We start from the raw sequence: 23894 nt of genomic DNA, 5'->3' as shown, positions 1-23894 counted from the left end.
CATAGATTTTTTGTATATTGTGGCTATAACAAATTGAATATGTCTATTAAGATCTTTCAGCCTTTCTGGGCATTTATTCTCCCTCTTCTTGCGTGGGGAATTTATATGCTCGGAATCAATAATAATATAATTTCAGAAATTTTTGCAGGAGTTTTACTTATCGGTTCTGTACTTGCTGCGGTACATCATGCCGAGACAATTGCACACAAATTAGGAGAGCCGTTTGGAACAATCATTCTGGCAATAGCCATCACCGTTATAGAAGTAGCTCTTATTATTTCTTTAATGGTAGCAGGAGGCCCTGAAGCAGAAACCTTACCAAGAGATACAGTCCTTGCGGCAATTATGCTCATTCTGAATGGTATCATTGGTTTATGTTTACTAATCGGTGGTGCCAAATTCCATGAGCAGTATTTTGGAAAAAAATCTGCAAATACAGCCCTTATTACACTTATCTCTATTCTTGTTCTTACATTGGTACTCCCTAATTACACAACAAGTGTACGTGGCCCTTATTATAATACTTCACAGCTAATCTTTGCAGCCGTTGTTTCTTTGATTCTATATGGCTCCTTTATTATGGTACAAACCGTAAGACATAAAGATTACTTTGTTACCGAAGGCGAAAGCCAGCCACATGAGAAGGTTACCACGCAAAAGATGATTTTAAGCCTTGTATTTCTTGTACTGTGTTTAGGAATCGTTGTACTGCTTGCCAAAACACTTTCTCCAAGTATAGAGAAAATGGTAATCGATATTGGTGCACCAAAATCATTGGTCGGGGTAATTATCGCAGCTGTAGTATTGCTTCCGGAAGGAATCTCTGCTATTAAAGCGGCCCGGAAAAATCAATTACAAACCAGTCTTAATCTTGCATTAGGGTCCGCATTAGCCAGTATTGGTTTAACTATTCCTGCTGTTGTGGTGGTATGCTTAATGTACGATATAGATCTTGTACTGGGTATTGATGTGAAGTCTATGGTATTACTGGCATTGTCCTTCTTTATTGTAATGCTTTCGCTTAATCAGGGAAAAACCAACCTCCATTACGGAGTTGTATTATTAGTAAGTTTAGTCGCTTATATCTTTAATGTTATTGTTCCTTAATATTTGTGGTACAATGAGGTTTAGGATCACAACAGGATTATCTGCTGAAGAAATAAGAGATGCACTTTCCGAACATATTGAATCCAAGGTATTTTTTAGAAATTATTTAAAAAATAAACCAAAACTGTTCGAGGGAGATATCAATACAAGAAGTTTTAGGCTAAGAAAAATTGAAACTTATAGGAGCATTACAAAAGTGACTCTTCAGGGAGATATTATTAAAAGAGAAGGATATAATATTGTTGATATTTCTGCACTGTACCCCTGGACTGATATTATTATTTATTCTTGCATCTTATTATACGCTCTATATTCATCATATAACGATTTAACATCTTTACTTATAATACTTTCCATAGGATTTATTATTTTTATTTTTGGAAGAGGAAAATATATAATGGACGCAGAAACCGGCCGGGATGAAATATTTAAAATTATAAAAGGTAATCGCATTGAAAACATATGAAACTGAACGTCTGATTATAAAGCCTATAACGCTTGATGACGCTGCTTTTCTCCTGGATCTGTATAACAGACCTAAGTTTATTCAATATATAGGAGATAAAAATCTACGTAGCATCGATGATGCTCAGACTTATATTCAGAACAGATTTCTTCCTCAGCTCGAAAGATCTGGTTTCGGGAATTACACAATTACACTGAAAGAGAACAATGAGACCATTGGAGCTGTAGGTATTTTCGAAAGAGAAGGCCTTCCTATAATGGATATTGGCTATTCCTTTCTGGAAGAATACGAAGGAAAGGGCTACGCTTATGAAGCAGCCATAAAAGTAAAAGAAATCGGCATGAAAGATTTCGGCCTGGAAAAACTTTCCGCTATCACTTCAAAAGAAAATTTTGCATCTCAAAAGCTTCTCGGAAAGTTAGGATTGACTTATGTAAAAGATGTCTCCCTCCCAAATGACAATGAAGTACTCATGTACTTTGAAACTGAATAAAATAAAAGACCGGCTCTAATGAGCCGGTCTTTTTTGATAGATTTATATCTGAGTTTAATTTAGTTAAGGTTTTTGAATTCCTCAGCAGAAATTTCTCCACTTGCAATTTTCTTCAACTCAGCCATGTGTGCACGGATAGTTTTATCAATTTCAGGATCAACTTTAAAGTTGCTGGCACTAGGTTGCAAAGCAGGATCCTGCCCGTTTAACACATTGGAATAATAATAAAAGAAGTTAGAGTCAAATCCCGTCGCAGTCAAAGAATACTGACCTAATAAAAATCCTAAACGTACCGCAGCTCTTCTCTGAGGAGAAGTACCATGATGATTGGGATTATTAACCTGATTATCTCCGATAGATGCTGCAAACTCATAAGCCGCTGCAATCTGAGAGAAATCAGTCTTATTAAAACCTGCAGGTCTTCTTAGGTAATAACCTGCAAAACCATCGGCTTCCAATTCACTGGAACGTGCTGTACTTTCCTGAACTGAAGGAATATTGTATTTATATTGTAACTGGTGTCCGTACTCATGGGCAAGTATCATGGCATTTACAATATTGTCAGAGCTTTTTGTTTTCGCATCCTTATAGATTGCATAACCATAATAAATTTTCCCTGTTGAATAGGAGATTGCATTGTAAGTAGATGAAGGATTTGACGGATCATCTACAAATCTCAGAACAGGAGTACTTAACCCCCAAAGCGAAGCGTTTTTTTGAACCTGAGTGTTCATAAAATTAGTGTCAGCTGTTGTAGTAAGTCCAGTCTTTAAAACAGAGCTAAAGGTCCAGTTTTGATCTACATAGCTACATAATAGTTCAGACGCAGACGGCGATACCAATGCTTCTGTTGTGATTGATTGTTCTGCTGTGTTGTCTTCTCTGCTGCAGGAAACAAGAAGAGTCGTTGCTAGTGTCCCTACCAGCAAAAGGGGAATGAATCTTTTTTTCATAATAAATTAATTTGTTATTTGGTTTATTCACATGATTAAATATGACTTTTATCATGCGGTGGTAAATCTACATTTATTCTACCAATCAACTATAATTTAATATTTTTTATTACTATGTTTGGCATAATAAAATTCATACACTCCCTTATGAAACGCTATTCTTCTAATAATTGCTGTGCGTGATCTTTAGTTTTAACCTTATCAATAACCTTTATACAGGTTCCATTTTCATCAAAAACAAAAGTTGTGCGTACAATTCCCATAAATTCTCTTCCCATGAATTTCTTTAGCTGCCATACACCAAAAGCTTCTATCACTTCTTTATTAGTATCTGCTAAAAGATCAAAAGGAAAACTGTATTTATCGGAGAAATTCTTTTGTCTCTTTTCATCGTCAGCACTAATACCTAATAGCTGATATCCTTTTTCTTTTAGTATTGTATAATTGTCTCTCAGGTTGCATGCCTCTGCTGTACATCCCGGAGTACTTGCTTTAGGATAAAAGAAAACAACCAGCTTCTTACCTGAATAATTTCTTGAATCGATTTCAGCACCATTTTGGTTTATTCCTTTAAATTGAGGAAGCTTATCACCTACTTGTAACATATTCTTTATTTTTGTTTAAAATTACTACTTCTATGACCAAAAAGCAAAGAGCGGAAACTGTAATGACAGAACTGGAGAAACTATATCCTCAGGTACCAATCCCTTTAGACCACTTCGATCCTTATACACTTTTAGTTGCTGTAGCGCTTTCTGCACAGACAACAGACAAAAAAGTAAATGAAGTAACTCCTATGCTTTTTGCAAAAGCACAAACCCCACAACAGATGGCCCGTTTGGAAGAATTCGAAATTAAAGAGCTGATAAAAGAGATTGGCTTATCGAATACCAAAGCTAAAAATCTGAAAAGAATGGCTGAGCTTCTTGTAGAAAGACATCAGGGAATTGTCCCGGAAAGTTTTGAAGATCTTGAAAATCTACCGGGTGTTGGCCATAAAACAGCTTCTGTAGTAATGTCACAAGCATTCGGACACCCCGCATTTCCGGTGGACACCCATATCAACAGACTAATGAAGCAATGGAAACTTTCAGAAGGCAAAAATGTAGAACAGGTAGAAGCCGATGCTAAAAAGCTATTTCCAAAAAGCGCATGGAACAAACTTCATCTTCAGATTATATTTTACGGAAGAGAGTATTCTCCTGCCCGCGGTAAAGGTGAAAAGGATTTTTTAACTAAAATGTTATTTGATAAGTAGCACTTATCTTTTCATATAAAATAAACTCTATTTCTGGAGTGAAAAATCAGCCCCGATAAGAAAGTTCTCTTATCGGGGCTGTTATATAAATTAATAATAATTTGTAATTAAAACTTATTGAAGTTAAAATTAATTCAATAATAATTATTTATTAAGCAAAATATAACAAATAAATTAGGCCAGATTACATAATAATTTTTAATTTAGGAATGCAAAAGTAAAGAAATTGCTATTCAAAATAATCACACACCAAATTACAACACAATGAGTACAAGTAGGCAGAAAGAAAAAACCACGAATATTCTCTATAATTATGGCATATCCGAAGCCCTGATCGGGGGACTTTATGAAGGAACCATTTCTGTCAGAAGCCTGAAACAAAAAGGTGATTTTGGCCTTGGCGCTCCCGGAATGCTGGACGGAGAATTAACAATCCTGGACGGAAAGGCTTTCCAAACCAAATCAGATGGAGAAACTACAATTCTCAAAGACGATCATCTGATTGCATTTTCATCTGTTACATTTTTTGAAGCTGATTTGATTTCCCATATCAATACCACAACAGCCAGAGAATCACTATATAGAATTATTACGAATACTCTCGAGAACAAAAACGCCATGTATGCTATAAAAATAACCGGAGAATTCGAACATATAAGAACAAGAGCTTTTCCACTGACAGAAGCTCCTTTTCCTATTCTTTCTACTATTCTGGACAAGCAGAGGGTATTTAATTTCAACAACGTCCAGGGGACACTTATTGGTTATTTTTTACCAGAATATTTAAACGGAATAAATGTGAGTGGTTTTCATTTTCACTTTCTCTCTGCCGACAAAAAGCATGGCGGTCATCTTTTAGACTTTACAGCTGAAAATCTTAAAATAGAAATTGCAGAGCTAAAGAGCATGGAATTGGAAGTTTATTCTGATCCCTCTTTTCACCAATTCAGATTCCGAAACAAACGCAATGATGACCTGGAAAAAGTAGGAAGAGGCTACTAAAACCTATCTTCCTGAGTACATTCTATAAAAAGACATCATAGGCCAATACCTATGATGTCTTTATATTCTAAAGGAAATATCCTGTCTTTTATTGCTTCTTAGACCAAAGCTCCATTTTTCTTTCCAGAACACTTAGTGGCAGGCATCCCTGACTCAGTACCTCATCATGGAAAGATGCCAGACTAAATTTAGCCCCAAGTTGTTTTTCATATTTTGTTCTTAGCTCTCTTATTTTTAAAGCCCCGGTTTTATAACTCAACGCTTGTCCTGGTATCGCCATATAACGTTCGATCTCCGCAGTTGCTCCCGCTTCATCATAAGCCACATTACTCAGAAAATATTTTATAGCCTGCTCTCTCGTCATTTGTCCTGTATGAATACCCGTATCAACTACCAGTCGAACCGCTCTCATCATTTCGTCGCTCAGCGAACCCAATTTCTGATAAGGATCCGTATAAAGTCCAAACTCTGGTCCCAGGGATTCGCAATACAGCGCCCAACCTTCACCATAGGCTCCTAACCAGCCAAAACGCATAAACTTAGGCAATTTTGTATTTTCCTGTTGCAAAGAAACCTGATAATGATGCCCCGGGATTGCTTCATGCAGAAACAAAGATTCCATTCCACTGGTTACATTAAACTTCTTAGGGTCGGGAATAGGAATATAAAAAATCCCTGGTCTCTTACCATCAGGAGTTCCCTGCATATATTCTGCACTGGCAGTAGCCTCCCTGAATTTCTCAGTCTGACGTATTTCAAATGGTGTTTTTGGCGTTACGTTAAACATTGTTTTTAGCTTCGGGGTAATCTTTGTCAGAATCCCCTGAAATCCATCCAGAATCTCTTTTGAAGTTTTATACGGCATTGCTTTTGGGTCATTTTTCACATGAGCCAAAAACTCTTCCAATGATCCTTTATAACCTACCTGCTCTTTTACTTTTTCCATTTCTCCACGGATTCGCGCCACTTCCTCAAGGCCCGTTTTATGTATTTCATCCGGCGTTCTGCTGGTTGTTGTCCATGTTTTTACATAATAAGCGTATATATCCTTACCATTTGGCAAAGCATTATAACCATCTGTATCACGGGCATTAGGCAAATATTCTTCTTTTAGGAATTTACCCATACGAGAATACACAGGAATAATTTTATCTTTAATAGCCTCCTGGAAAAGTTTGGTATATTTCTGCTTCTGATCTGCAGTGAAGTCTTTTGGAAACTCCTTTACAGGCCCGTAAAAGATATTTTTATCAAATTCTGTCGTTATAATTTCAGAGGCATTCATCTGTGGGATCATTTTCACCACAAGCTTTTTAGGCAATACCATTTTATTTTTTATTCCTGTACGGAAGTTTTGCTCGGCAGTAGCCATCCATGCAGGAAACTGATCCATACGCTTTAACCAGTTATCGTAATCTTTTGCTGTTTTGAAGGGCTGACTTCCCTTCCCGCTTCCCAGTAAAGGCATTGTAAGTGGCAGACCATCAAACTGGCTAAACGGAATATATTCGGGATGATAGACATAGCTCTCTACCTTTGTTTTAAGCTGATTATCCAGTACATCAAAGATTACCTTGTGCTGATCATCCAAAGCTTCATAATTAACTTTAGAAAGCTCTTTTATCGTGTTATTGTAAAAATTAATTTCTCCGGTAATAACTTTTGCGTCGATATTATCAGGCAACAGATCATTATATCTTAAATCTCCCTGATATGTAGCATCTAAAGGACTAAGCTTCAGGTATGCCTCATAGTATTTATCTGCAAGTTTTACCAGTTTATCATTTTCTCTACTATCCGCAGCTTCATTTTTTGCAGAATCTTTCTTCTGACAGGATATCACAGCTAATGTCAATCCCATAGAAGCAAGCATTCCTATTTTAATTAGTTTTTTCATAGAAAAGATTGTTTACTCAAAAGTAACCATTCTTGGCATGATAAAAAACAGAAAATCAATATTTACGTATCGTATTCTCTACCATCAGAGAAGCTTTGTATACTATGAGCTACATGATAATGTCGAACAGCCTGGCTGATCTCCCGCCCAGTCTGGTCGTTTTACCGAGAACTCCGGATACAGTTCTTCATAAGGATTCTCTAATGCTTTCAATAGCTTGTTGAGTAAAGTAAAATCACCTTGATCTGTTTCTTCAATACATTGAAAAAGCAGGTAATTTCTTAAAATAAATTTAGGATTTGCTTTCTGCATTTTTTGCAGAGATTCTTCTGCGGGAATTGTATTTAGCGCCTTCCTGTCTGAATAATGCTGTACAAAGCTCTCAAGTTGCAATGCCTGTGATTGGGTAAGACTGTAGTAAAAACAAGGCTCGAAATGCAAAGCCGCATTGGTCTGAGTATCTACTTTCTCTAATAAAGAAAAAAACAAAGTATAATCCAGCTTTAGCTCGTCCATTAATTTCTGCCATTCCAGAAGAAGTGACTGATCACTTTCTTTTACTCCATCTAAGCCTAGCTTTTCAGCCATCATCTTATCATAACCAGTCCAGAAGTATTTTGAAAAATCATTGAGTATTTCTTCTAAGCCTTCCTGATCATTTATAACGGCAAAAATAGCATTCGCCAACTGAAACAAATTCCAGTGTGCAATATTAGCCTGCTTTCCAAAGGCATATCTTCTCCCTGGCAGATCGGTTGTATTGGGCGTAAAATTCAAACTATATTCATCTAACATACTGAAGGGTCCATAATCTATAGTTAGTCCCAGAATGGACATATTATCGGTATTCATTACACCATGAACAAAACCTACCCTAAACCAGTCAATAATAGTATCAGCCGTTCTCTGAGCAACTTCCCGGAACCAAATAAGGTATTTCTCAGTATTCGTTTCCCCTTTAATTTCCGGAAAATATCGTTCTATTACCCAGTCCATTAACTGCTTCAGCGTATCCGTTTCTTTTCTTGCAGCCAATAATTCAAAATGTCCGAATCTAATAAAGCTTTCGGCAGTTCTTATAATCACAGCTCCGTTTTCTGCTTCCGGATGCCCATTGTAGAACATATCCCGTATTACATTTTCGCCTGTCTTTACAAGGCTTAAAGCACGGGTTGTAGAAATCCTTAAATGATACATAGACTCGCTCATCAGATATTCTCTGAGTGAAGATCGAAAAACAGCTCTGCCATCCGCATTTCTGGAGTAAGGAGTACTTCCGGCTCCTTTATATTGCAATTCTATATTCTTCCCGGATTGGCTCTTAACTTCTCCAATATTGATTGCACGACCATCTCCTAACTGACCTGCCCAGTTACCAAACTGGTGTCCGGCATAGGCAGTAGCATATGTTGTAACTCCTTCCGGAAGCATCTGCCCGCTAAACAGACCGATGTTATCTTTAGAGATCATCAGCTCTTTTCCTAATTCTTCATTAAAGAGAATCAGTTCAGGTTTTGGGAATTCCATAGGCTCAACAAGGGCATAAAGTATACCTGGAGTCTGCCTTGGATAATTATTGTATGTATTATCGCCTGGGAAAGCTTCTTTAAAAGGCTGTTTGATTTCTGGCAAGTTCATCATGATAAAAAAAGCCGGATGTTATCCGGCTTATATTTTTATTTATTAAAATCAATATCGTCTGTCTTATTGATCTTATCGTTAATATTTTCTTCTTTTTTCGCCGGTTGCCCATTGTTATCAGGGTTACCATTATTGGATGGCGGTCTAGGATTCCTCACCTCATCAATCGTCTGAAGTCCTCCTTCATCACCATAACCTCCAAGACCTTTTAGTGAATTACATCCGTCATATGCGGAAGGTTTCACGAATCTATCTTCCTGTGTTATCCCCAATGATTTGTCCTTATAAACACGCTGCATAAAATATCCCCATATTGGCAGTGCCATTCTCGCACCTTGCCCTTCACCAGTACTATAGAAGTGGGTTGCACGGTCTTCCCAACCTACCCATACACCAGTTGCCAGTTTAGGAGTAATCCCCATAAACCAACCGTCCGAGTTATTATTGGTTGTACCTGTTTTAGCGGCTATCTCAGCATTAATCCCCAATCTTTTCAGTCCGGAAGATGCTGTACCATATTCTGCAACACCCTTCATCATGTCAATCATTGTATAAGCATACACTTCATTCATGACTTCTTTGGATTCAGGCTTTACTTCTTTTATTAATCGGCCGTTTGGATCTTCAATACGCCATACCATTTCTGGTTTAGTATAAGTACCAAAGTTAGCAAATGTACTGTATGCGCCCAACATCTCATAAATTGTAATATCTGAAGAACCCAGAGCAATTGTATTGTTTTTTGGCATATCACTCTGAACACCTAAATCTCTTGCTAACTGAATTACTTTATCTACTCCTGTTGCATCAATTAATCTAAGTGCTACCGGGTTTTGAGAATAAGCAAGTGCATCTTTTAACATTGGTGTTCCTCCTCTACCTACTACTGTATATTTTCCTTTGCTATATGTTGCATTAGAGACTGGCGTACATGGTGTATATCCCAGGTTCATAATAGCAGTAGCATAAACAAATGGCTTGAATGTAGATCCTACCTGACGTTTACCTTGTTTTACGTGGTCGTACTGATAGTGCTGCCAGTTAATTCCTCCTACCCATGCCTTGATATTTCCTGTAGCAGGTTCCATAGACATTAAACCAGCCTGTGCAATTTGCTTATGATAACGGATCGAATCCCAGGGAGACATTTCTACTTCTTCTTCTCCATCCCATGTAAACCTTGTTAACTTAGTCTTTTTGTGAAAATCCAACATGATGGAATCTTCAGATGTTCCTTCAGCCTTCATTTGTTTATAGCGTCCTGTTCTTTTTACAGCAGCCATCATCAGATCATTCGCCGTTTGTTTACTGATCTTATAGTAAGGTCTGTTTGGATTTCGTGCCTGTTCAGCATCAAAGTTTTTCTGAAGAACAGTTAAGTGTTGCTTAATAGCCTCTTCAGCATATTTCTGCATTCTTGAATCAAGAGTCACATATATCTTTAATCCGTCACGGAAAAGATTCAGAGGTTTTCCTGTTTCTTTTTCATAATCTTTAAGATATCCGTCAATTTCTTTTCTAAGATAGAATTTAAAATAAGCTGAGTAACCTTCATTAACACTCTTTACAGGATGAAAATCCGTAACAATTGGTGTATTAATAGCCTGATTATAGGTATTATCATCAATATACCCCGTATCCAGCATTTGCTTTAATACTACATCTCTACGGAGCTTTGCCCGCTCCGGATTTTTCAATGGATTGTTTGCATTCGGAGCTTCCAGCATTGCCACAAACATTGCAGCTTCCGGCAGAGTCAGTTCATTTGTATGTTTATTGAAATAGATTCTTGAAGCCATTTCAATCCCGTTTGCATTGTAGGTAAAGTCGAATTTATTGAAATAAAGTGTTATGATTTCTTCTTTCGTATACCTCTTTTCCAAACTTACTGCTACAGACCATTCTTTTAGTTTCTGAAATACCCTCTGGAACTTATTCTTAGAAACATTTCTTGTAAAAAGAAGTTTTGCTAACTGCTGAGTAATAGTAGATCCACCACCACGTCCACCACCAAAACGAACAGCTCTGAAAATGGATTTCATATCAATCCCTGAGTGCTCTTTAAATCGCTCATCTTCTTTTGCCTGAAGTGCAAAAATAAGGTGAGGTGGCAGGTCTTTGTATTTAACAGGAATAACTTTTTCCTTTTCAAACTTTCCTAATGAAACACCATCGGATGAAATAATCTCTGATGCAACATAGATGTCAGGATTCTCAAGCTCTTTAACATCCGGCATTTCTCCAAGAAATCCTTGAGAAACCATAAAGAAAAGTCCGGCAATCCCAACGACAAATGCCGCAAGAGCTAACCATATAAACTTTATCCATCTCTTCACCCCTTTATCCGAAGTCTGTTTTTTCTTTTTAGGGGGCAGCGGAAATGACTGCTGCTTATTTTTAGTGTTATTTTCCATTTAATATATTATGGCTTAACCGTTTCTATTTTTATTCCTATGTCTTCCAGTCCCGTTAATGGACTCTTAAACATCAGGTGTTTTAGTTCTATTTTATATTTCCCATTACCCGGAAATCTGTAATTCATCTTATAACGACCTAAGGTCTCTTTTGTTGCACCAAATCCTGTACCGGTCCATGTTCCGTTAGGTTCTGCAAGCATATAATTCAGAATTTCAGTAGCTTTTCCTTTTTCATTAATCTTTGATACAGAGGCCTGTAAGCGTAGATTCATATAAGGATATTCATTATTATTCCGGATAACAAATATAATATTTTTTGGATTCTGCGCATCCTGAATATCAAACTCAAAACGAGCCGGATATTTAGACACCCATTTACCATCAAGAGAGATTGTCCTAACTTGTTCATCAGGAGATACACAACCAGTTAGTACTCCTAAAAATGCAATAACTACAAGAAATTTATACCCCTGCATCAGGCTTCGGTGGTCTCTTTTTATTTTTATGGAAATTCGCTTTACTTTTATTATTCGGCTTATTTGGCTTTTTTTCTCCCTGAGGAGCAACTTTAGCAGTATTTTCAGCTTCTTGCTTCTGTCTAGGTTTAGAAACTTGCTCTGTTTCCGATTTTGGCTGTAATGTTCTGTTTTCCTGTTTATTGTTATTATTAGGCTTTTGACCTTTTTGTCTGTTGCGGCTGTTTTTACTTTTTCTTTCAAAACGGTCCACATTATTCTCCTGAATAAGGTCTACAGTCTGCAATGGTTTATCGTCTACCTTATAGTCTTCTAAAGGTGGAATCTTTTCGCCTCTCTTATTCATACCAATAAACTTCTTTACAATCTGGATATCCAAATCGTACCAACTCATAGAATTTTCTACATACGCAAACCACATTTTTCTTTTGAAAACGTCGATCTTTATACAGAAAGCTCTTCCTTTTTCAGTATCTAAAACAGTAGATGAAGACGGAAAATCACTAAGAGCGTCTACATAACTGTCCAGCTCATAATTAAGACAACATTTCAGTTTACCGCACTGACCCGCTAATTTCTGCGGATTAATACTTAGCTGTTGGTATCTTGCAGCCTGTGTATTTACAGAACGGAAGTCTGTTAGCCATGTGGAGCAGCATAACTCGCGCCCACAAGAACCTATACCTCCTACTTTAGCAGCTTCCTGGCGATAACCAATCTGTTTCATATCAATCTTAGTACGGAAAGCAACAGCATACTCTTTGATAAGCTGTCTAAAGTCTACTCTTCCTTCCGCAGTATAATAGAATGTTATTTTTGCTCCATCTCCCTGATATTCGATATCAGTAATCTTCATTTCAAGATTGAGATTCCGAGCAATTTTTCTAGCCTCCAGCTTAATAGCATCCTCCTTTCTACGCGCTTCCTGCCAGATTTCTACATCTTTAGCCGAAGCAATCCGGTATACTTTTAAAGCCTGATCTTCTGAGGTCTTTTTCTTTTTCATTTGGATTTTCACCAGTTCTCCGGTGAGGCTCACGACACCTATATCATGTCCGGGACTTGATTCTACTGTGACAACACTACCAATATGAAGCGGCAGCTTATTTACATTATAATAAAAAGCTTTACGGTCATTCTTAAACCTTACTTCTACATAATGACATTGATTCGATGTAGGCTGAGCTACATTGGATAACCAGTCAAAAACGCTTAATTTATAACTATTCCCGCAGGTATCTACATTTTCACAGCCATTCGAGGAGATTTTCGGTCCACACGAATGGGAAGAATCGCCGGATGTCTTACATCCACAACTCATATTTTCTATTTATATTAATTACTGCAAATTTATAATATTTTTTTGATGCTTTTTTTATTTTATATTTTTCACAACTAGGCATATTTTAATAACATTTTCTCAAATAATAAAACCTATTATTAAAAATATAAAAACAGTGCAATTTCTGAATACCCCGCTAATTTAACAAATACAAAAATTAAACAAAAAAACAAGGACTCCTAAACGCTCCTAATATAGTATATTTGTAGCTAAATAGTATTTTAAACATAGTTTTTCTTCCGATAAAACCTTAAATATTAACGAAGAATTAACAATTGTAAATAAAATAATTTTATATTTGAGAAAATTAATTATTCCAGTAATTATGAAAAAAGTTTTTTTATCTGTAGCACTAGCAGCAAGTATGGCAACATATGCAGGTGGTTTCAGGCTATCCTTACAAGGGGTTAAGCAACTTGCAATGGCTCATACCAGTGCTCATACAGAAGATGCCAGTGTAGCATTCTTCAACCCGGCAGGTATTTCATTTATCCCTTCTAAGCTTAGCGTTGCAGCTGGAGGCTTTGGGGTAAAAACATCAATGACATTTCAGAATCCTTCAACATTACAATCCTACAAAACAGACAATCCTATAAGTACTCCGATCTACGCGGCAGTAACTTATAAGGTTTTAGAGAATGTTTCTGTTGGTTTCAGTTTCACAACACCATATGGCAGCCACCTGGTTTGGGATAAGAACTGGGAAGGCAGAGAGGTTGTTCAGGAACTAAATCTAAGATCATTCTTCTTCCAGCCTATGATCTCCGTGAAGCTAGCACCATGGATGTCTGTAGGGGTTAGCTATATCCACGCGACAGGTAAACTGGACTGGACAAAGTCCGCTACTTTAGTTAACGGAGAAGCTAATCTTAAAGATGAAAAAGCAAAAGGAAATGGATTTGGATTAGGTTTCTATTTCCGTCCGGACGAAAAATTAGACATCTCTGTCGCATACCGTTCTGCCGTAGATATGAAAGCAGACAATGGTACAGTACAACTTAGCAATGTATCGCCAGCATTATATCCTGCTTTGGGATTAAGCAGTTCCGGATCAGATTCATTCAAAGCAATGTTACCACTGGTTGATGAATATACAATTGGTTTAACTTATAAAGTAACTCCAAGATGGTCAGTTTCAGGAGACTTCAACTATTATGGATGGGATCGTTACAGTAAGCTGAACATTAACTTTGCTAACGCAAAATTAGGAAACGACCCAAGTGATATGAGAGTTTATTCAGCTCCTAAAAATTTCAAAAACACGAAATCTTACAGAGTCGGTACACAATACTGGTTTACTGATATGATCGCCGGAAGACTTGGATATTACTATGACGAGTCTCCTTACAACGATAACCAATTTAGCCCGGAAACTCCTTCTATGAACAACAATGTATTAACAGGAGGTATTGGACTTAAGTTTGGAAAACTTGGAGTAGACTTAGCAGCCAGCTACAATTTCTACAAAAGCAGAACTGTTAGCAATGACTTCTACAACATGAACGGACAGATAAAAGGAAATGCTTTTATCTTTGGACTTGGTCTTTCATATAATGCATTTTAATCTTGAATAACATGAAAAAATATATTCTAACATCATTATCTGTTGCTTCATTTCTTGCTTTATCGAGCTGTAAAACAGACTTCGATCAAAATGTATCAAGTATAAAGCCTACCAACGGTGATGCTGACTTCAGTAATTATATATCTTTAGGAAACTCACTAACTTCCGGATATAGAGATAATGCTCTTTACCTTGATGGACAAAAGGAGTCTTATCCTTCCATAATCGCAGCTCAGATGAAGCTTGCAGGTGGAGGCGAATTCAAACAACCATTAATGCCTAATAATACAGGCGGATTTATTGGTATTCCTGGTTTCTCAGGAAAATTAGAATTAAAAGTTGTGGACGGAGCTTTAACTCCTGTACCTTCAGATCCAGGAGCAGCATTAGATAATGTAGCAGCCGGAAGACCTTACAATAATATGGGCGTACCAGGAGCAAAAGTTGCGCATTTACTTGCTCCAGGATATGGTAATCCAGGAGGTCTTGCTGCTAAAACTGCAAACCCTTACTTTGTAAGATTTGCATCCAGTGCTACAACTTCTGTTATTGCCGACTTTATTTCTCAGAAGCCTACATTCTTTTCATTATGGATCGGAAACAATGATGCTTTACTATACGCTCTGGCAGGTGCTGATGACACGAAAGAAACGTTAACACCTCCTGATATGTTTAAAACCTACTACAATGCTCTTGTTGCTCAGATTGCCAGCACAAAAGCAAAAGGTGTAATTGCAAACATTCCGGACGTTACAACAATTCCTTCATTAACAACAGTACCTTACAACCCCCTTACAGCTGCATCATTAGGTAAAGGAGATGTTAATGTTGGTAATGCAACAATCGATCAGTTGAATGCAAATCTTTACGGACCGCTAAACCAGATATTAACAGCTTTTGGGGCAGGAGACAGAATTAAACCTCTTTCTAAAACTGTAGCAAATCCTCTACTAATTCAGGATGAAAGTTTAACTAATTTAGGTCCACAGATTACTGCAGCAGCTCTTGCTAGTGGAAATGCTACACTAGTGGCTTTAGCTCCTTATTTAGGTGCAACATACGGGCAGGCCAGACAGGCAGCTCCGGGAGATTTGGTTCCATTAACTACAAGAAGTGCTATCGGAGCGCAGGTTACATTACCTCCTGGAATTCCTGCAGCATTAGGAGCTAATGGTGTTGCTTATCCTTTCGCTGACAATTATGTATTAACTGTTAAAGAAGTTACAGCTATAAATGCAGCAATTGCAAGCTATAATACAACTATTCAGGCAGCCGCTACTGCCAATGGCTATGCTTTCGTAGATGCTAACGCAAAAATGAAAGAGTTGAGTTCTCAGTCAGGAATTCAGTACAACGGCGTAAAATATACTGCAACATTTGTTACAGGAGGAGCCTTCTCTCTTGATGGCGTACACTTAACAGGACGTGGATATGCAGTTATTGCAAATGAGTTTATTAAGGCAATTAATAAAACTTACAAATCCACTTTAACACAGGTGAATCCGAATGATTACTCTGGCGTTAAATTCCCGTAAATCAAATATTTAAATATTAATTATAAAAACCACTCGAGCAATTGAGTGGTTTTTTTTAAATTTGCACCAAATAAAAAGTAAAGATGATTGAGAGTCAACCAACCTACCTTTTCTCTACAAGAACTAGTAAAGAACTGGCGGAGAAAATTGCTACCCACTATGGCCAGAATCTTGGAGCCATTAATATCTTAAATTTTAGCGATGGCGAGTTTGAGCCTATATTAGAACAGTCTGTAAGAGGCGGAAGGGTATTCTTAATTGGATCAACATTTCCTCCGGCAGACAATTTATTAGAGCTTCTTCTAATGATTGATGCTGCAAAGAGAGCCTCTGCAAAAAACATTACAGTTGTTATCCCTTACTATGGATTGGCAAGACAAGACAGAAAAGATAAGCCAAGAGCTCCGATAGGTGCTAAATTAGTGGCTAATCTTTTAACAGCTGCTGGCGCTACAAGAATTATGACAATGGATTTACATGCAGATCAGATTCAGGGATTCTTCGAAATTCCGGTAGATCACCTGTATGCTTCTACAATTTTCATTGACTACATTCAGTCTTTAGATCTTGAAAACCTTACTATAGCCTCTCCGGATATGGGAGGAGCTAAAAGAGCTAAAAACTATGCTGGCCACCTAGGCGCAGAAGTAGTAATTGCCTATAAGGAAAGAAAAAAGGCAAATGTAGTAGAAGAAATGTTCCTTATTGGTGATGTAAAAGACAGAAATGTTGTTCTTATAGACGATATGATCGATACAGCAGGAACTCTTTGCAAGGCCGCCGACATCCTTATGGAAAAAGGTGCTAAAACAGTAAGAGCAATGGCTACACATGGTGTACTTTCCGGAAAAGCATATGAAAACATTGAAAAGTCTCAACTTTTAGAAGTAATCGTTACAGATACAATTCCTGTAAACACTGAATTATCCTCTAAAATTAAGGTATTATCTTGTGCTCCTTTGTTCGCAGATGTAATGAGAAGCGTTCATGAGCATCAATCTATTAGTGATAAATTTATTATTTAAAAAATAATTAATATCTTTGCACTCGAAAAATTTTAAACATTTTAAAATTCATTTATAATGAAATCTATTACAATTCAAGGTACAAAAAGAGAAAGCGTGGGCAAAAAGTCTACAAAAGCTTTACGTGATGCTGAATTAGTTCCTTGTGTTGTTTATGGAGGAACTGAAATTTTAAACTTCTCTACTGAAGAGAAAAGTTTTAAAGCTTTAGTTTATACTCCTGAAGCACACACGGTATCTATTGAGGTTGATGGTCAGGTAATTCCAGCTGTTCTTCAGGACATTCAGTTCCACCCAATTACTGACAAAATTTTACACGTTGACTTCTACCAGTTATCAGAAGATAAGCCTGTGATTATGGAAGTTCCTGTAAGAATTACAGGACGTGCAAAAGGTGTTGTTAGAGGTGGTGTTCTACGTCAGTCTTTCAGAAAACTGAAGTTAAGAGCTCTTCCAGCTAACTTACCAGATGAAGTTGTTGTTGATGTTACTAAACTAAACATTGGTAACAAAATCTATGTTGGAGACATCAAGACCGAAACTTACACATTCATGCACCCAGACAATGCAGTTATTGCAGCTGTTAAGATGTCTAGAAATGCTATGAAAGCTGGAGCAATGGCTGATGACGATGATGATGAAGAAACAACTGAAGCAGCAGAAGCATAATCATTCCAGTATTTATAAAATAAAATCCCGCATAAAGCGGGATTTTTCATTTAGAACCTTATTTAAAAAATATTTGAAGAATAATTTTTTCTCTCAATTATAAACTCAATGGTATACCTGCATAGAAGTTCAGTAATTTCTGACTAAACAGGTAATTGTACTTCGCCTGCGCTACAGATCCCTGGGCATTTGCATAATTGTTACGGGCAATATTCAGATCATAAATTGTAGTTTTCCCTGCATCATAACTTTTCTGTGCAAAATCCAAAGCCAATCCTGTACTTTTTTCAGCTTCCTGTGCCGCCAAATACTTTTCATAATTAGCATTAACATCAAATGCAGCTTTCTGCACATTCTCTTTTACAGCTTGCTTTTGTTGTGCCAATGAGTTCTTTGCAATTTCCTCATTAATCTTAGCCTGCTCTACCTGCAGCTTTGTATTTCCCTGATTAAAAATAGGAATGTTAGCAGATAGACCTAATTGCTGAGAAAAATTGTCTTTATACTGCTTAAACAACGCTGGCGCTGTATACTGATTCTGATTTAGTGATGTATAATAGTTAGTTCCTATACCCGCATTTCCTGTTATTGTAGGCCAATAAGCAGCTTTTGTTATCAAAGTCTGGGTCTCAGATGATTTTATTCTTGATTCCGCAGCTTTAATCTGCGGCTGAGTTTCGTATGCTTTACTCAAAATACTCTCATCCGATGTCAAAGGTGCACTTAAAGCATCTATTCTGTGGTCTTCTACATCAAAAGTTTTATAATCTGCCAGTTGTAATAACTGCGCCAGATTAAACAGTGCTCTTTCAGTTTCAATACGGGCATTACTAAGATTTTGCTTTTCTCTTGCCAATGCAGCTTCAGCTTCGTACTGAACGGTTAATGGAGTTGTTCCTACATCTGTTGTCATCTTTGCTTTATCAAATGCCTTCTGAGCATTGTTTACAGCACTCTCATTAATTTTTATAATTTCTTTATTCAGTAAAACCGAAAGATATTGCTGTGCAATCTGAAGCGAAACGTCATTTTTCACCGTTTCCAGATCATAGATACTTGCCTCTATATCATAATTAGCCTTGCGTACCTGTTTTTCCAGCCTGCCGTTATTATATATAAGGATATTAGCCCCTAGTCCGATAGAGTTATTGTAGTTATCGGTACGGTTAATGATCCCGGTATTTGTTACGTTCTGCCCAAAATTGGCATTATTGGATATAGACCCTCCCAGCGTTGGCAAAGAAGAATTTTTAGCCATTGAAAGGTTTTTATCCTGAATCTGTTTATTGTACTGATTCTGTATGACTTTCAGATTATTTTTCATTGCATATTCTACGCATTCCTGCAAAGTCCATTTTTTTTGTGCACTTGCTGAAAAATAAAATCCAACGCATAACAATAAACAACAGATTTTCTTCATAGTCTTGTTTTACTTCAATTAGACGTATAAAATATTAGTTTGTTACAATACTTCCGAAAATTATTTTTCAGCCTCTTTTTTCATTATTGTTAGCGCTTCAGTAAGGCTTTTAGGGCTAAATCCTAATTGTTCTTTTGTATGAGAAAGATCAAACCCGGTTCTCACCGGTCTATTCTTATCCTGCCCTATATCTTCTGATGAAATGGCGGTAATTAAGCTCTCGTCCAACTGGTAAAACTGTGCAATTTTTCTGGCAAACTCTTCTATACTGTATTCCTCTTCCCCGCTAATGTTAAAGGTTCCTTTAGCTTTCTTTTCTACAACCAAACGACAGGCCACCGCAAGGTCATTAATAAACGTAGGCATTCTCCAATGGTTATTTACAACTTTAATTTCCTTTCCTTCAGACAGCATTTTCCTTACCCATAAAACAAAATTCCCTCTGGCCGGATCATCCGAATTCCCATATACCAGAATAGTTCTCAGAATAGCATAGTCACATCCGGACGCTGTCAACTTTTCTTCTGCCAAAGCTTTGGTTCTTCCATATTCGTTGACCGGACATGTCTTATCATCTTCCTTATAAGGTCCGTTTAGACCGTCAAATACAAAATCTGTTGATAATTGTATTACAAAACTCTTATACTTTTTAGCCTGTTCTGCAATATTAACTACTGCATCAACATTAATAGCATAAGCAAAATCTTTATCTTTTTCACATCCTTCTACATTGGTTACGGCTCCTGCATTGATTACAAAAGAAGGTTTGTATTCATTAAAAATATTGTTTAACTCTTCTTTATTGGAAATATTGAGTTTTCTGAAGGTTGTATTTTCTGGTAAATCTGCAATTTTGTTATCGCTAAGAGATGTTGCTATAATTCTATAAGACAGCCCCGAAAATTCTTTTATCAGGCGTCTTCCTAAAAAACCATTACTGCCCGTAATAAGAATTATCTGAAGATTATCATTTTTACCATTCATTTTTATTATATTTATTGATACGAAGCTAAAAAAGATATTTTAATATTTTACTAAATTAGCGCAATGTTTATTAAGGAATATATTTCTAAAGACTATCCCGCCTTTCATCTATCAGATTATCTGGAAGAAGTTAAGACTATTGTGCGGGACTTTGGCTACTCCCATATTTTTGTAAAAAAGAATAATATATTTCTCGGAAATATAAGTACCGAACTTATAGAAGAAAGTGAAGCGAAACATCTTAATGAACTAAGTCATCATCTGGAAAGATTTGCAATGCTGGAAGACAGCACATCTCTGGACAGCATCAGGCTTCTGCATACTTTCAACGCGAATGTTGTTCCTATTATCAATCAGAATGAAAAATATTTAGGTTACATTTCTTGCGAAGATGTTTTTGCAGACTTCTCAAAATATCCTTTGTTTTCAGAAAACGGAGCTGTTTTAATTATTGAGACTGCTACCCGGAATTATTCTATGACCGAGATTGCTAAAATTGTAGAAAGCAATAACGGGAAATTTTACGGAGCCTTCATCTACCATATGACTGAAGAAACAATTCAGATAGCACTGAAAATAAGCAGCGAAAACCTTAGCTCTATTGACGAAACATTTGACCGTTACAACTATATTGTGGTTCACAAATTTTACCACAATGAAAAAGATGACTTATTAAAAGATCGTTTTGGTTTTTTACAAAAATATATGGAATTTTGATTTATGAAGGCAGCTATATACACACAAAAGAGAGATCTGGATACATTTCTATATCTGAGCAGGTTTATCTCTGAGCTTAACAAACGAAATGTTACCGCTGTACTTCATAAGGACACTGCCGAAGGATTACAGTTTTCCAAGGTTTTCCCTATTTTTTCAAACAAAGAAGATCTTAAGGATCAGGAGATTGATTATTTTTTTAGTTTTGGTGGAGACGGTACCATTCTGAATGCCTTAATTTTTGTTCAGGATTTGGGAATTCCTGTAGTCGGGGTCAATACCGGCAGATTAGGATTTTTGGCCAGCTTTACCAAAGAAGAAGTTTTTGACAATATAGATAAAGTACTGAATAAGGAACTTATCATTACTCAAAGATCGGTTATTAAAGTAAATGGTGTTAATATAGATTTTCCGTATGCATTGAACGATGTTACTATTTCCAGAAAAGAAACAACCTCTATGATTACAGTTAATTCTTATATCAATGATGAGTTTCTGAATGTTTTCTGGGGAGATGGACTTATTATTTCAACTCCTACAGGATCCACTGCCTATTCATTAAGTTGTGGCGGACCTATTATCTCTCCGGAGAATGACAACTTTGCCATTACACCAATTGCACCACACAACCTTAATGTAAGACCGCTAATATTAAAAGATAATGTAAAAATCCGCCTGAAAGTAGAAAGTCGTGTACCGCAATATTCACTTTCTCTGGATTCCAGGTTATATCATATCGATACTTTGGAAGAAATTTCTCTTGAAAAAGCGCCATTCACACTGTCTTTAGTGCAGCCTGATGACATAAGCTTTTTCGAAACAATAAGACAAAAACTACTTTGGGGGAACGATAAAAGAAATTAACCTGAATTTCTTATCTTTACCAAATAAAAATTTTAAATAACCTACATCAAATAAAAAAATAAGAAAATGAGCAAAATGTTTCCAGCTGGCGTAGCCACAGGTTCAATGGTTACTGACATTTTTCAGTATGCAAAAGAAAACAAATTTGCCTTACCGGCAGTAAATGTTATCGGTTCCAGCAACATCAATGCAACAATGGAAACAGCCGCTAAACTTAACGCACCGGTTATTATTCAGTTTTCCAATGGTGGAGCAATCTACAATGCAGGAAAAGGATTATCTAACGAAGGGCAAAGAGCTGCAATACTTGGAGCTATTGCCGGAGCACAACATATCCACACATTAGCAGAAGCTTATGGAGCAACTGTTATTTTACACACTGACCACTGTGCAAAAAAATTACTTCCTTGGATCGATGGACTTTTAGATGCCAGTGAAGCTTTCTATAAGCAAAATGGCAAATCTTTATATTCTTCTCACATGCTTGACCTTTCTGAAGAGCCTTTAGAAGAAAACCTGGAGATCAGCGCAAAATATTTTGAAAGAATGGCAAAAATGCAGATGACTTTGGAAGTAGAGATCGGTGTAACAGGAGGTGAAGAAGATGGTGTAGACAACTCTGGTGTAGACAATTCATTGTTATATACTCAGCCGGAAGACGTAGCTTACACATACGAAAAGCTAAAAGCAATTTCTGATAACTTTACTATTGCAGCTGCTTTTGGTAACGTTCACGGAGTATACAAGCCTGGTAACGTAAAACTTACACCAAAAATCTTAGATAATTCACAGAAATATGTTCAGGAGAAATTCGGAACAGCTGATAAACCAATAAACTTTGTATTCCACGGAGGTTCTGGTTCTACTCTTGATGAAATTCGTGAAGCAATTGGTTATGGTGTTATCAAAATGAATATTGATACTGACCTTCAGTTTGCTTATGCAGAAGGAATCAGAGATTATATGAATGAAAAAATAGAATACCTGAGACATCAGATTGGCAACCCGGAAGGAGCAGATGTTCCAAACAAGAAATTTTACGACCCGAGAGTATGGGTTAGAAAAGGAGAGGAAACATTCTCTAAACGTCTTGTTCAAGCTTTCGAGGATCTAAATAATATTGATACCCTTAAATAATAAATCAACAGAAACAGAGTTAAATTTTTAGCTCTGTTTCTTCTCTTAAATAAATTAGAAAATGGCTTTTGACTGGTTTAAAAGAAAGAAACAAAACATCAACACACCAACGGAGCAGAAGAAAGATTCTCCGAAAGGATTGTGGCACCAAACACCAACAGGAAAAATTATTGAACACGAAGAGCTGAAGAACAACAACTTCGTTTCTCCTGAGGATGGATTCCACGTGAGAATCGGAAGCAGAGAGTACTTCGATATGCTTTTCGATGGCAGCAAGTTTAAAGAGTTAGATGCTAATGTAGAAAGTGTAGATATTCTTAATTTTAAAGATACTAAAGCTTATACTGACCGATTAAAAGAGGTAAAAGGCAAGACTAAATTAACGGATTCTGTACGTAATGCTGTTGGTAAAGTAAACGGACTGGAACTTGTAGTTTCCTGCATGGACTTCTCTTTTATCGGAGGTTCATTGGGTTCTGTAATGGGAGAAAAAATCAGCCGTGCTATCGACTATGCAATGAAGCATAAATTACCATTTATGATCATTTGCCAGTCTGGTGGAGCAAGAATGCAGGAAGCAGCTTATTCACTAATGCAGTTAGCAAAAGTTCAGGCTAAATTAGCTCAGCTTTCAGACAAAGGCTTACCGTATGTTGCTTATTTAACTGACCCTACTTTTGGTGGTATTACAGCTTCTTTTGCGATGACTGCTGATATCATTATGGCTGAACCTGGTGCACTTATCGGTTTTGCAGGTCCTAGAGTTATCAGAGAAACTATCGGTAAAGATCTTCCTGAAGGTTTCCAAACATCTGAATTCCTTTTAGAAAAAGGTTTTGTAGATTTTATCGTAAGAAGAAACGAAATTAAAGATACAGTATCCAGATCAATGAGGTTACTGATGAATGTTAACGCTTAATATATCAG

The 23894-nt window shown here is 36.8% G+C and carries 22 protein-coding genes; 13 read left to right on the top strand and 9 right to left on the bottom strand.

Annotated elements, in window-relative coordinates:
- Positions 1–39 precede the first annotated feature (39 nt).
- Genes BAZ10_RS11770 through BAZ10_RS11760 form a run of 3 tightly spaced genes read left to right on the top strand, consistent with a single transcriptional unit; the run spans position 40 to position 2066 of the window.
- Positions 40–1107, top strand: coding sequence for a calcium:proton antiporter (locus BAZ10_RS11770; protein WP_078772214.1), 1068 nt, complete (start codon positions 40–42; stop codon positions 1105–1107).
- Positions 1108–1120: 13 nt separating this feature from the next.
- Positions 1121–1573, top strand: coding sequence for a hypothetical protein (locus tag BAZ10_RS11765; RefSeq protein ID WP_059325718.1), 453 nt, complete (start codon positions 1121–1123; stop codon positions 1571–1573).
- Positions 1560–2066: a GNAT family N-acetyltransferase gene (locus BAZ10_RS11760; protein WP_078772213.1), complete on the top strand. Its 507-nt coding sequence runs from the start codon at positions 1560–1562 to the stop codon at positions 2064–2066. Before BAZ10_RS11765 ends, BAZ10_RS11760 begins: the two co-directional genes overlap by 14 nt.
- Before the next feature lie 59 nt (positions 2067–2125).
- Here the strand turns inward: BAZ10_RS11760 and BAZ10_RS11755 are convergent, their stop codons facing one another.
- Entirely contained in the window at positions 2126–3019 is an 894-nt protein-coding gene (locus tag BAZ10_RS11755) for a neutral zinc metallopeptidase (protein ID WP_078772212.1), read from the bottom strand.
- Between the two features lie 155 nt (positions 3020–3174).
- Complete coding sequence (gene bcp / locus BAZ10_RS11750; protein WP_078772211.1) at positions 3175–3624, bottom strand: thioredoxin-dependent thiol peroxidase; 450 nt, start codon at positions 3622–3624, stop codon at positions 3175–3177.
- 32 nt (positions 3625–3656) lie between these two features.
- Here bcp and nth point away from each other — a divergent pair, with 32 nt between their 5' ends.
- On the top strand, positions 3657–4277 hold the full coding sequence (gene nth, locus BAZ10_RS11745; RefSeq protein WP_059156064.1) for an endonuclease III: 621 nt from the start codon (positions 3657–3659) through the stop codon (positions 4275–4277).
- 264 nt (positions 4278–4541) lie between these two features.
- Positions 4542–5279, top strand: a complete 738-nt coding sequence (gene budA / locus BAZ10_RS11740; RefSeq protein WP_078772210.1) for an acetolactate decarboxylase — start codon at positions 4542–4544, stop codon at positions 5277–5279.
- 88 nt (positions 5280–5367) lie between these two features.
- Here the strand turns inward: budA and BAZ10_RS11735 are convergent, their stop codons facing one another.
- The 5 genes from BAZ10_RS11735 to BAZ10_RS11715 form a co-directional block, all read right to left on the bottom strand.
- On the bottom strand, positions 5368–7176 hold the full coding sequence (locus BAZ10_RS11735; RefSeq protein ID WP_078772209.1) for a DUF885 domain-containing protein: 1809 nt from the start codon (positions 7174–7176) through the stop codon (positions 5368–5370).
- A gap of 102 nt (positions 7177–7278) precedes the next feature.
- Positions 7279–8817 (bottom strand): protein adenylyltransferase SelO, encoded by a 1539-nt coding sequence (locus tag BAZ10_RS11730; RefSeq protein ID WP_078772208.1) that lies wholly within the window; start codon positions 8815–8817, stop codon positions 7279–7281.
- Positions 8818–8852: 35 nt separating this feature from the next.
- Positions 8853–11231 carry a transglycosylase domain-containing protein gene (locus tag BAZ10_RS11725; protein WP_078772207.1) on the bottom strand — a complete coding sequence of 793 codons (2379 nt, stop codon included), beginning with the start codon at positions 11229–11231 and terminating at the stop codon, positions 8853–8855.
- An 8-nt stretch (positions 11232–11239) separates the two neighbouring features.
- Complete coding sequence (locus tag BAZ10_RS11720) at positions 11240–11710, bottom strand: gliding motility lipoprotein GldH (RefSeq protein ID WP_078772206.1); 471 nt, start codon at positions 11708–11710, stop codon at positions 11240–11242.
- Positions 11697–13031 (bottom strand): PSP1 domain-containing protein, encoded by a 1335-nt coding sequence (locus BAZ10_RS11715; protein WP_078772205.1) that lies wholly within the window; start codon positions 13029–13031, stop codon positions 11697–11699. The genes BAZ10_RS11720 and BAZ10_RS11715 overlap by 14 nt, the downstream gene beginning before the upstream one ends.
- Positions 13032–13377: 346 nt before the next feature.
- Here BAZ10_RS11715 and BAZ10_RS11710 point away from each other — a divergent pair, with 346 nt between their 5' ends.
- The 4 genes from BAZ10_RS11710 to BAZ10_RS11695 all read left to right on the top strand — a co-directional run bounded on the left by BAZ10_RS11710 (position 13378) and on the right by BAZ10_RS11695 (position 17845).
- Positions 13378–14616: an OmpP1/FadL family transporter gene (locus tag BAZ10_RS11710; RefSeq protein ID WP_078772204.1), complete on the top strand. Its 1239-nt coding sequence runs from the start codon at positions 13378–13380 to the stop codon at positions 14614–14616.
- An 11-nt stretch (positions 14617–14627) separates the two neighbouring features.
- Positions 14628–16151, top strand: coding sequence for an SGNH/GDSL hydrolase family protein (locus BAZ10_RS11705; protein WP_078772203.1), 1524 nt, complete (start codon positions 14628–14630; stop codon positions 16149–16151).
- Positions 16152–16234: 83 nt separating this feature from the next.
- On the top strand, positions 16235–17176 hold the full coding sequence (locus BAZ10_RS11700; protein ID WP_009086713.1) for a ribose-phosphate pyrophosphokinase: 942 nt from the start codon (positions 16235–16237) through the stop codon (positions 17174–17176).
- A gap of 57 nt (positions 17177–17233) precedes the next feature.
- Entirely contained in the window at positions 17234–17845 is a 612-nt protein-coding gene (locus tag BAZ10_RS11695; RefSeq protein ID WP_009086711.1) for a 50S ribosomal protein L25/general stress protein Ctc, read from the top strand.
- A gap of 97 nt (positions 17846–17942) precedes the next feature.
- Here the strand turns inward: BAZ10_RS11695 and BAZ10_RS11690 are convergent, their stop codons facing one another.
- Positions 17943–19265, bottom strand: a complete 1323-nt coding sequence (locus BAZ10_RS11690; RefSeq protein WP_078772202.1) for a TolC family protein — start codon at positions 19263–19265, stop codon at positions 17943–17945.
- Between the two features lie 60 nt (positions 19266–19325).
- Positions 19326–20249: an SDR family oxidoreductase gene (locus BAZ10_RS11685; protein ID WP_078772201.1), complete on the bottom strand. Its 924-nt coding sequence runs from the start codon at positions 20247–20249 to the stop codon at positions 19326–19328.
- A gap of 63 nt (positions 20250–20312) precedes the next feature.
- Here BAZ10_RS11685 and BAZ10_RS11680 point away from each other — a divergent pair, with 63 nt between their 5' ends.
- From BAZ10_RS11680 to accD, 4 genes are all read left to right on the top strand, one after another.
- Positions 20313–20966 (top strand): CBS domain-containing protein, encoded by a 654-nt coding sequence (locus tag BAZ10_RS11680; protein WP_078772200.1) that lies wholly within the window; start codon positions 20313–20315, stop codon positions 20964–20966.
- A 3-nt stretch (positions 20967–20969) separates the two neighbouring features.
- A complete protein-coding gene (locus BAZ10_RS11675) occupies positions 20970–21830 on the top strand; it encodes an NAD kinase (protein ID WP_078772199.1) in 861 nt (286 codons plus the stop codon).
- A 66-nt stretch (positions 21831–21896) separates the two neighbouring features.
- Positions 21897–22967, top strand: a complete 1071-nt coding sequence (gene fbaA / locus BAZ10_RS11670) for a class II fructose-bisphosphate aldolase (protein WP_059156076.1) — start codon at positions 21897–21899, stop codon at positions 22965–22967.
- Positions 22968–23028: 61 nt separating this feature from the next.
- On the top strand, positions 23029–23886 hold the full coding sequence (accD, locus tag BAZ10_RS11665; protein ID WP_059156077.1) for an acetyl-CoA carboxylase, carboxyltransferase subunit beta: 858 nt from the start codon (positions 23029–23031) through the stop codon (positions 23884–23886).
- Positions 23887–23894: the final 8 nt, after the last annotated feature.

Origin of the sequence: Elizabethkingia occulta, assembly GCF_002023715.1 — a bacterium.
In the GTDB taxonomy this organism is placed as follows: Bacteria; Bacteroidota; Bacteroidia; order Flavobacteriales; family Weeksellaceae; genus Elizabethkingia; species Elizabethkingia occulta.
This window is presented reverse-complemented; position numbering and strand designations above follow the sequence as displayed.

Bases quoted from the DNA above. Each gene is read 5' to 3' on its own strand.
- BAZ10_RS11770 (WP_078772214.1), top strand. From the start codon at position 40: ATGTCTATTAAGATCTTTCAGCCTTTCTGGGCATTTATTCTCCCTCTT.
- BAZ10_RS11765 (WP_059325718.1), top strand. From the start codon at position 1,121: ATGAGGTTTAGGATCACAACAGGATTATCTGCTGAAGAAATAAGAGAT.
- BAZ10_RS11755 (WP_078772212.1), bottom strand. From the start codon at position 3,019: ATGAAAAAAAGATTCATTCCCCTTTTGCTGGTAGGGACACTAGCAACG.
- bcp (WP_078772211.1), bottom strand. From the start codon at position 3,624: ATGTTACAAGTAGGTGATAAGCTTCCTCAATTTAAAGGAATAAACCAA.
- nth (WP_059156064.1), top strand. From the start codon at position 3,657: ATGACCAAAAAGCAAAGAGCGGAAACTGTAATGACAGAACTGGAGAAA.
- budA (WP_078772210.1), top strand. From the start codon at position 4,542: ATGAGTACAAGTAGGCAGAAAGAAAAAACCACGAATATTCTCTATAAT.
- BAZ10_RS11735 (WP_078772209.1), bottom strand. From the start codon at position 7,176: ATGAAAAAACTAATTAAAATAGGAATGCTTGCTTCTATGGGATTGACA.
- BAZ10_RS11730 (WP_078772208.1), bottom strand. From the start codon at position 8,817: ATGATGAACTTGCCAGAAATCAAACAGCCTTTTAAAGAAGCTTTCCCA.
- BAZ10_RS11725 (WP_078772207.1), bottom strand. From the start codon at position 11,231: ATGGAAAATAACACTAAAAATAAGCAGCAGTCATTTCCGCTGCCCCCT.
- BAZ10_RS11720 (WP_078772206.1), bottom strand. From the start codon at position 11,710: ATGCAGGGGTATAAATTTCTTGTAGTTATTGCATTTTTAGGAGTACTA.
- BAZ10_RS11715 (WP_078772205.1), bottom strand. From the start codon at position 13,031: ATGAGTTGTGGATGTAAGACATCCGGCGATTCTTCCCATTCGTGTGGA.
- BAZ10_RS11710 (WP_078772204.1), top strand. From the start codon at position 13,378: ATGAAAAAAGTTTTTTTATCTGTAGCACTAGCAGCAAGTATGGCAACA.
- BAZ10_RS11705 (WP_078772203.1), top strand. From the start codon at position 14,628: ATGAAAAAATATATTCTAACATCATTATCTGTTGCTTCATTTCTTGCT.
- BAZ10_RS11700 (WP_009086713.1), top strand. From the start codon at position 16,235: ATGATTGAGAGTCAACCAACCTACCTTTTCTCTACAAGAACTAGTAAA.
- BAZ10_RS11695 (WP_009086711.1), top strand. From the start codon at position 17,234: ATGAAATCTATTACAATTCAAGGTACAAAAAGAGAAAGCGTGGGCAAA.
- BAZ10_RS11690 (WP_078772202.1), bottom strand. From the start codon at position 19,265: ATGAAGAAAATCTGTTGTTTATTGTTATGCGTTGGATTTTATTTTTCA.
- BAZ10_RS11685 (WP_078772201.1), bottom strand. From the start codon at position 20,249: ATGAATGGTAAAAATGATAATCTTCAGATAATTCTTATTACGGGCAGT.
- BAZ10_RS11680 (WP_078772200.1), top strand. From the start codon at position 20,313: ATGTTTATTAAGGAATATATTTCTAAAGACTATCCCGCCTTTCATCTA.
- BAZ10_RS11675 (WP_078772199.1), top strand. From the start codon at position 20,970: ATGAAGGCAGCTATATACACACAAAAGAGAGATCTGGATACATTTCTA.
- fbaA (WP_059156076.1), top strand. From the start codon at position 21,897: ATGAGCAAAATGTTTCCAGCTGGCGTAGCCACAGGTTCAATGGTTACT.
- accD (WP_059156077.1), top strand. From the start codon at position 23,029: ATGGCTTTTGACTGGTTTAAAAGAAAGAAACAAAACATCAACACACCA.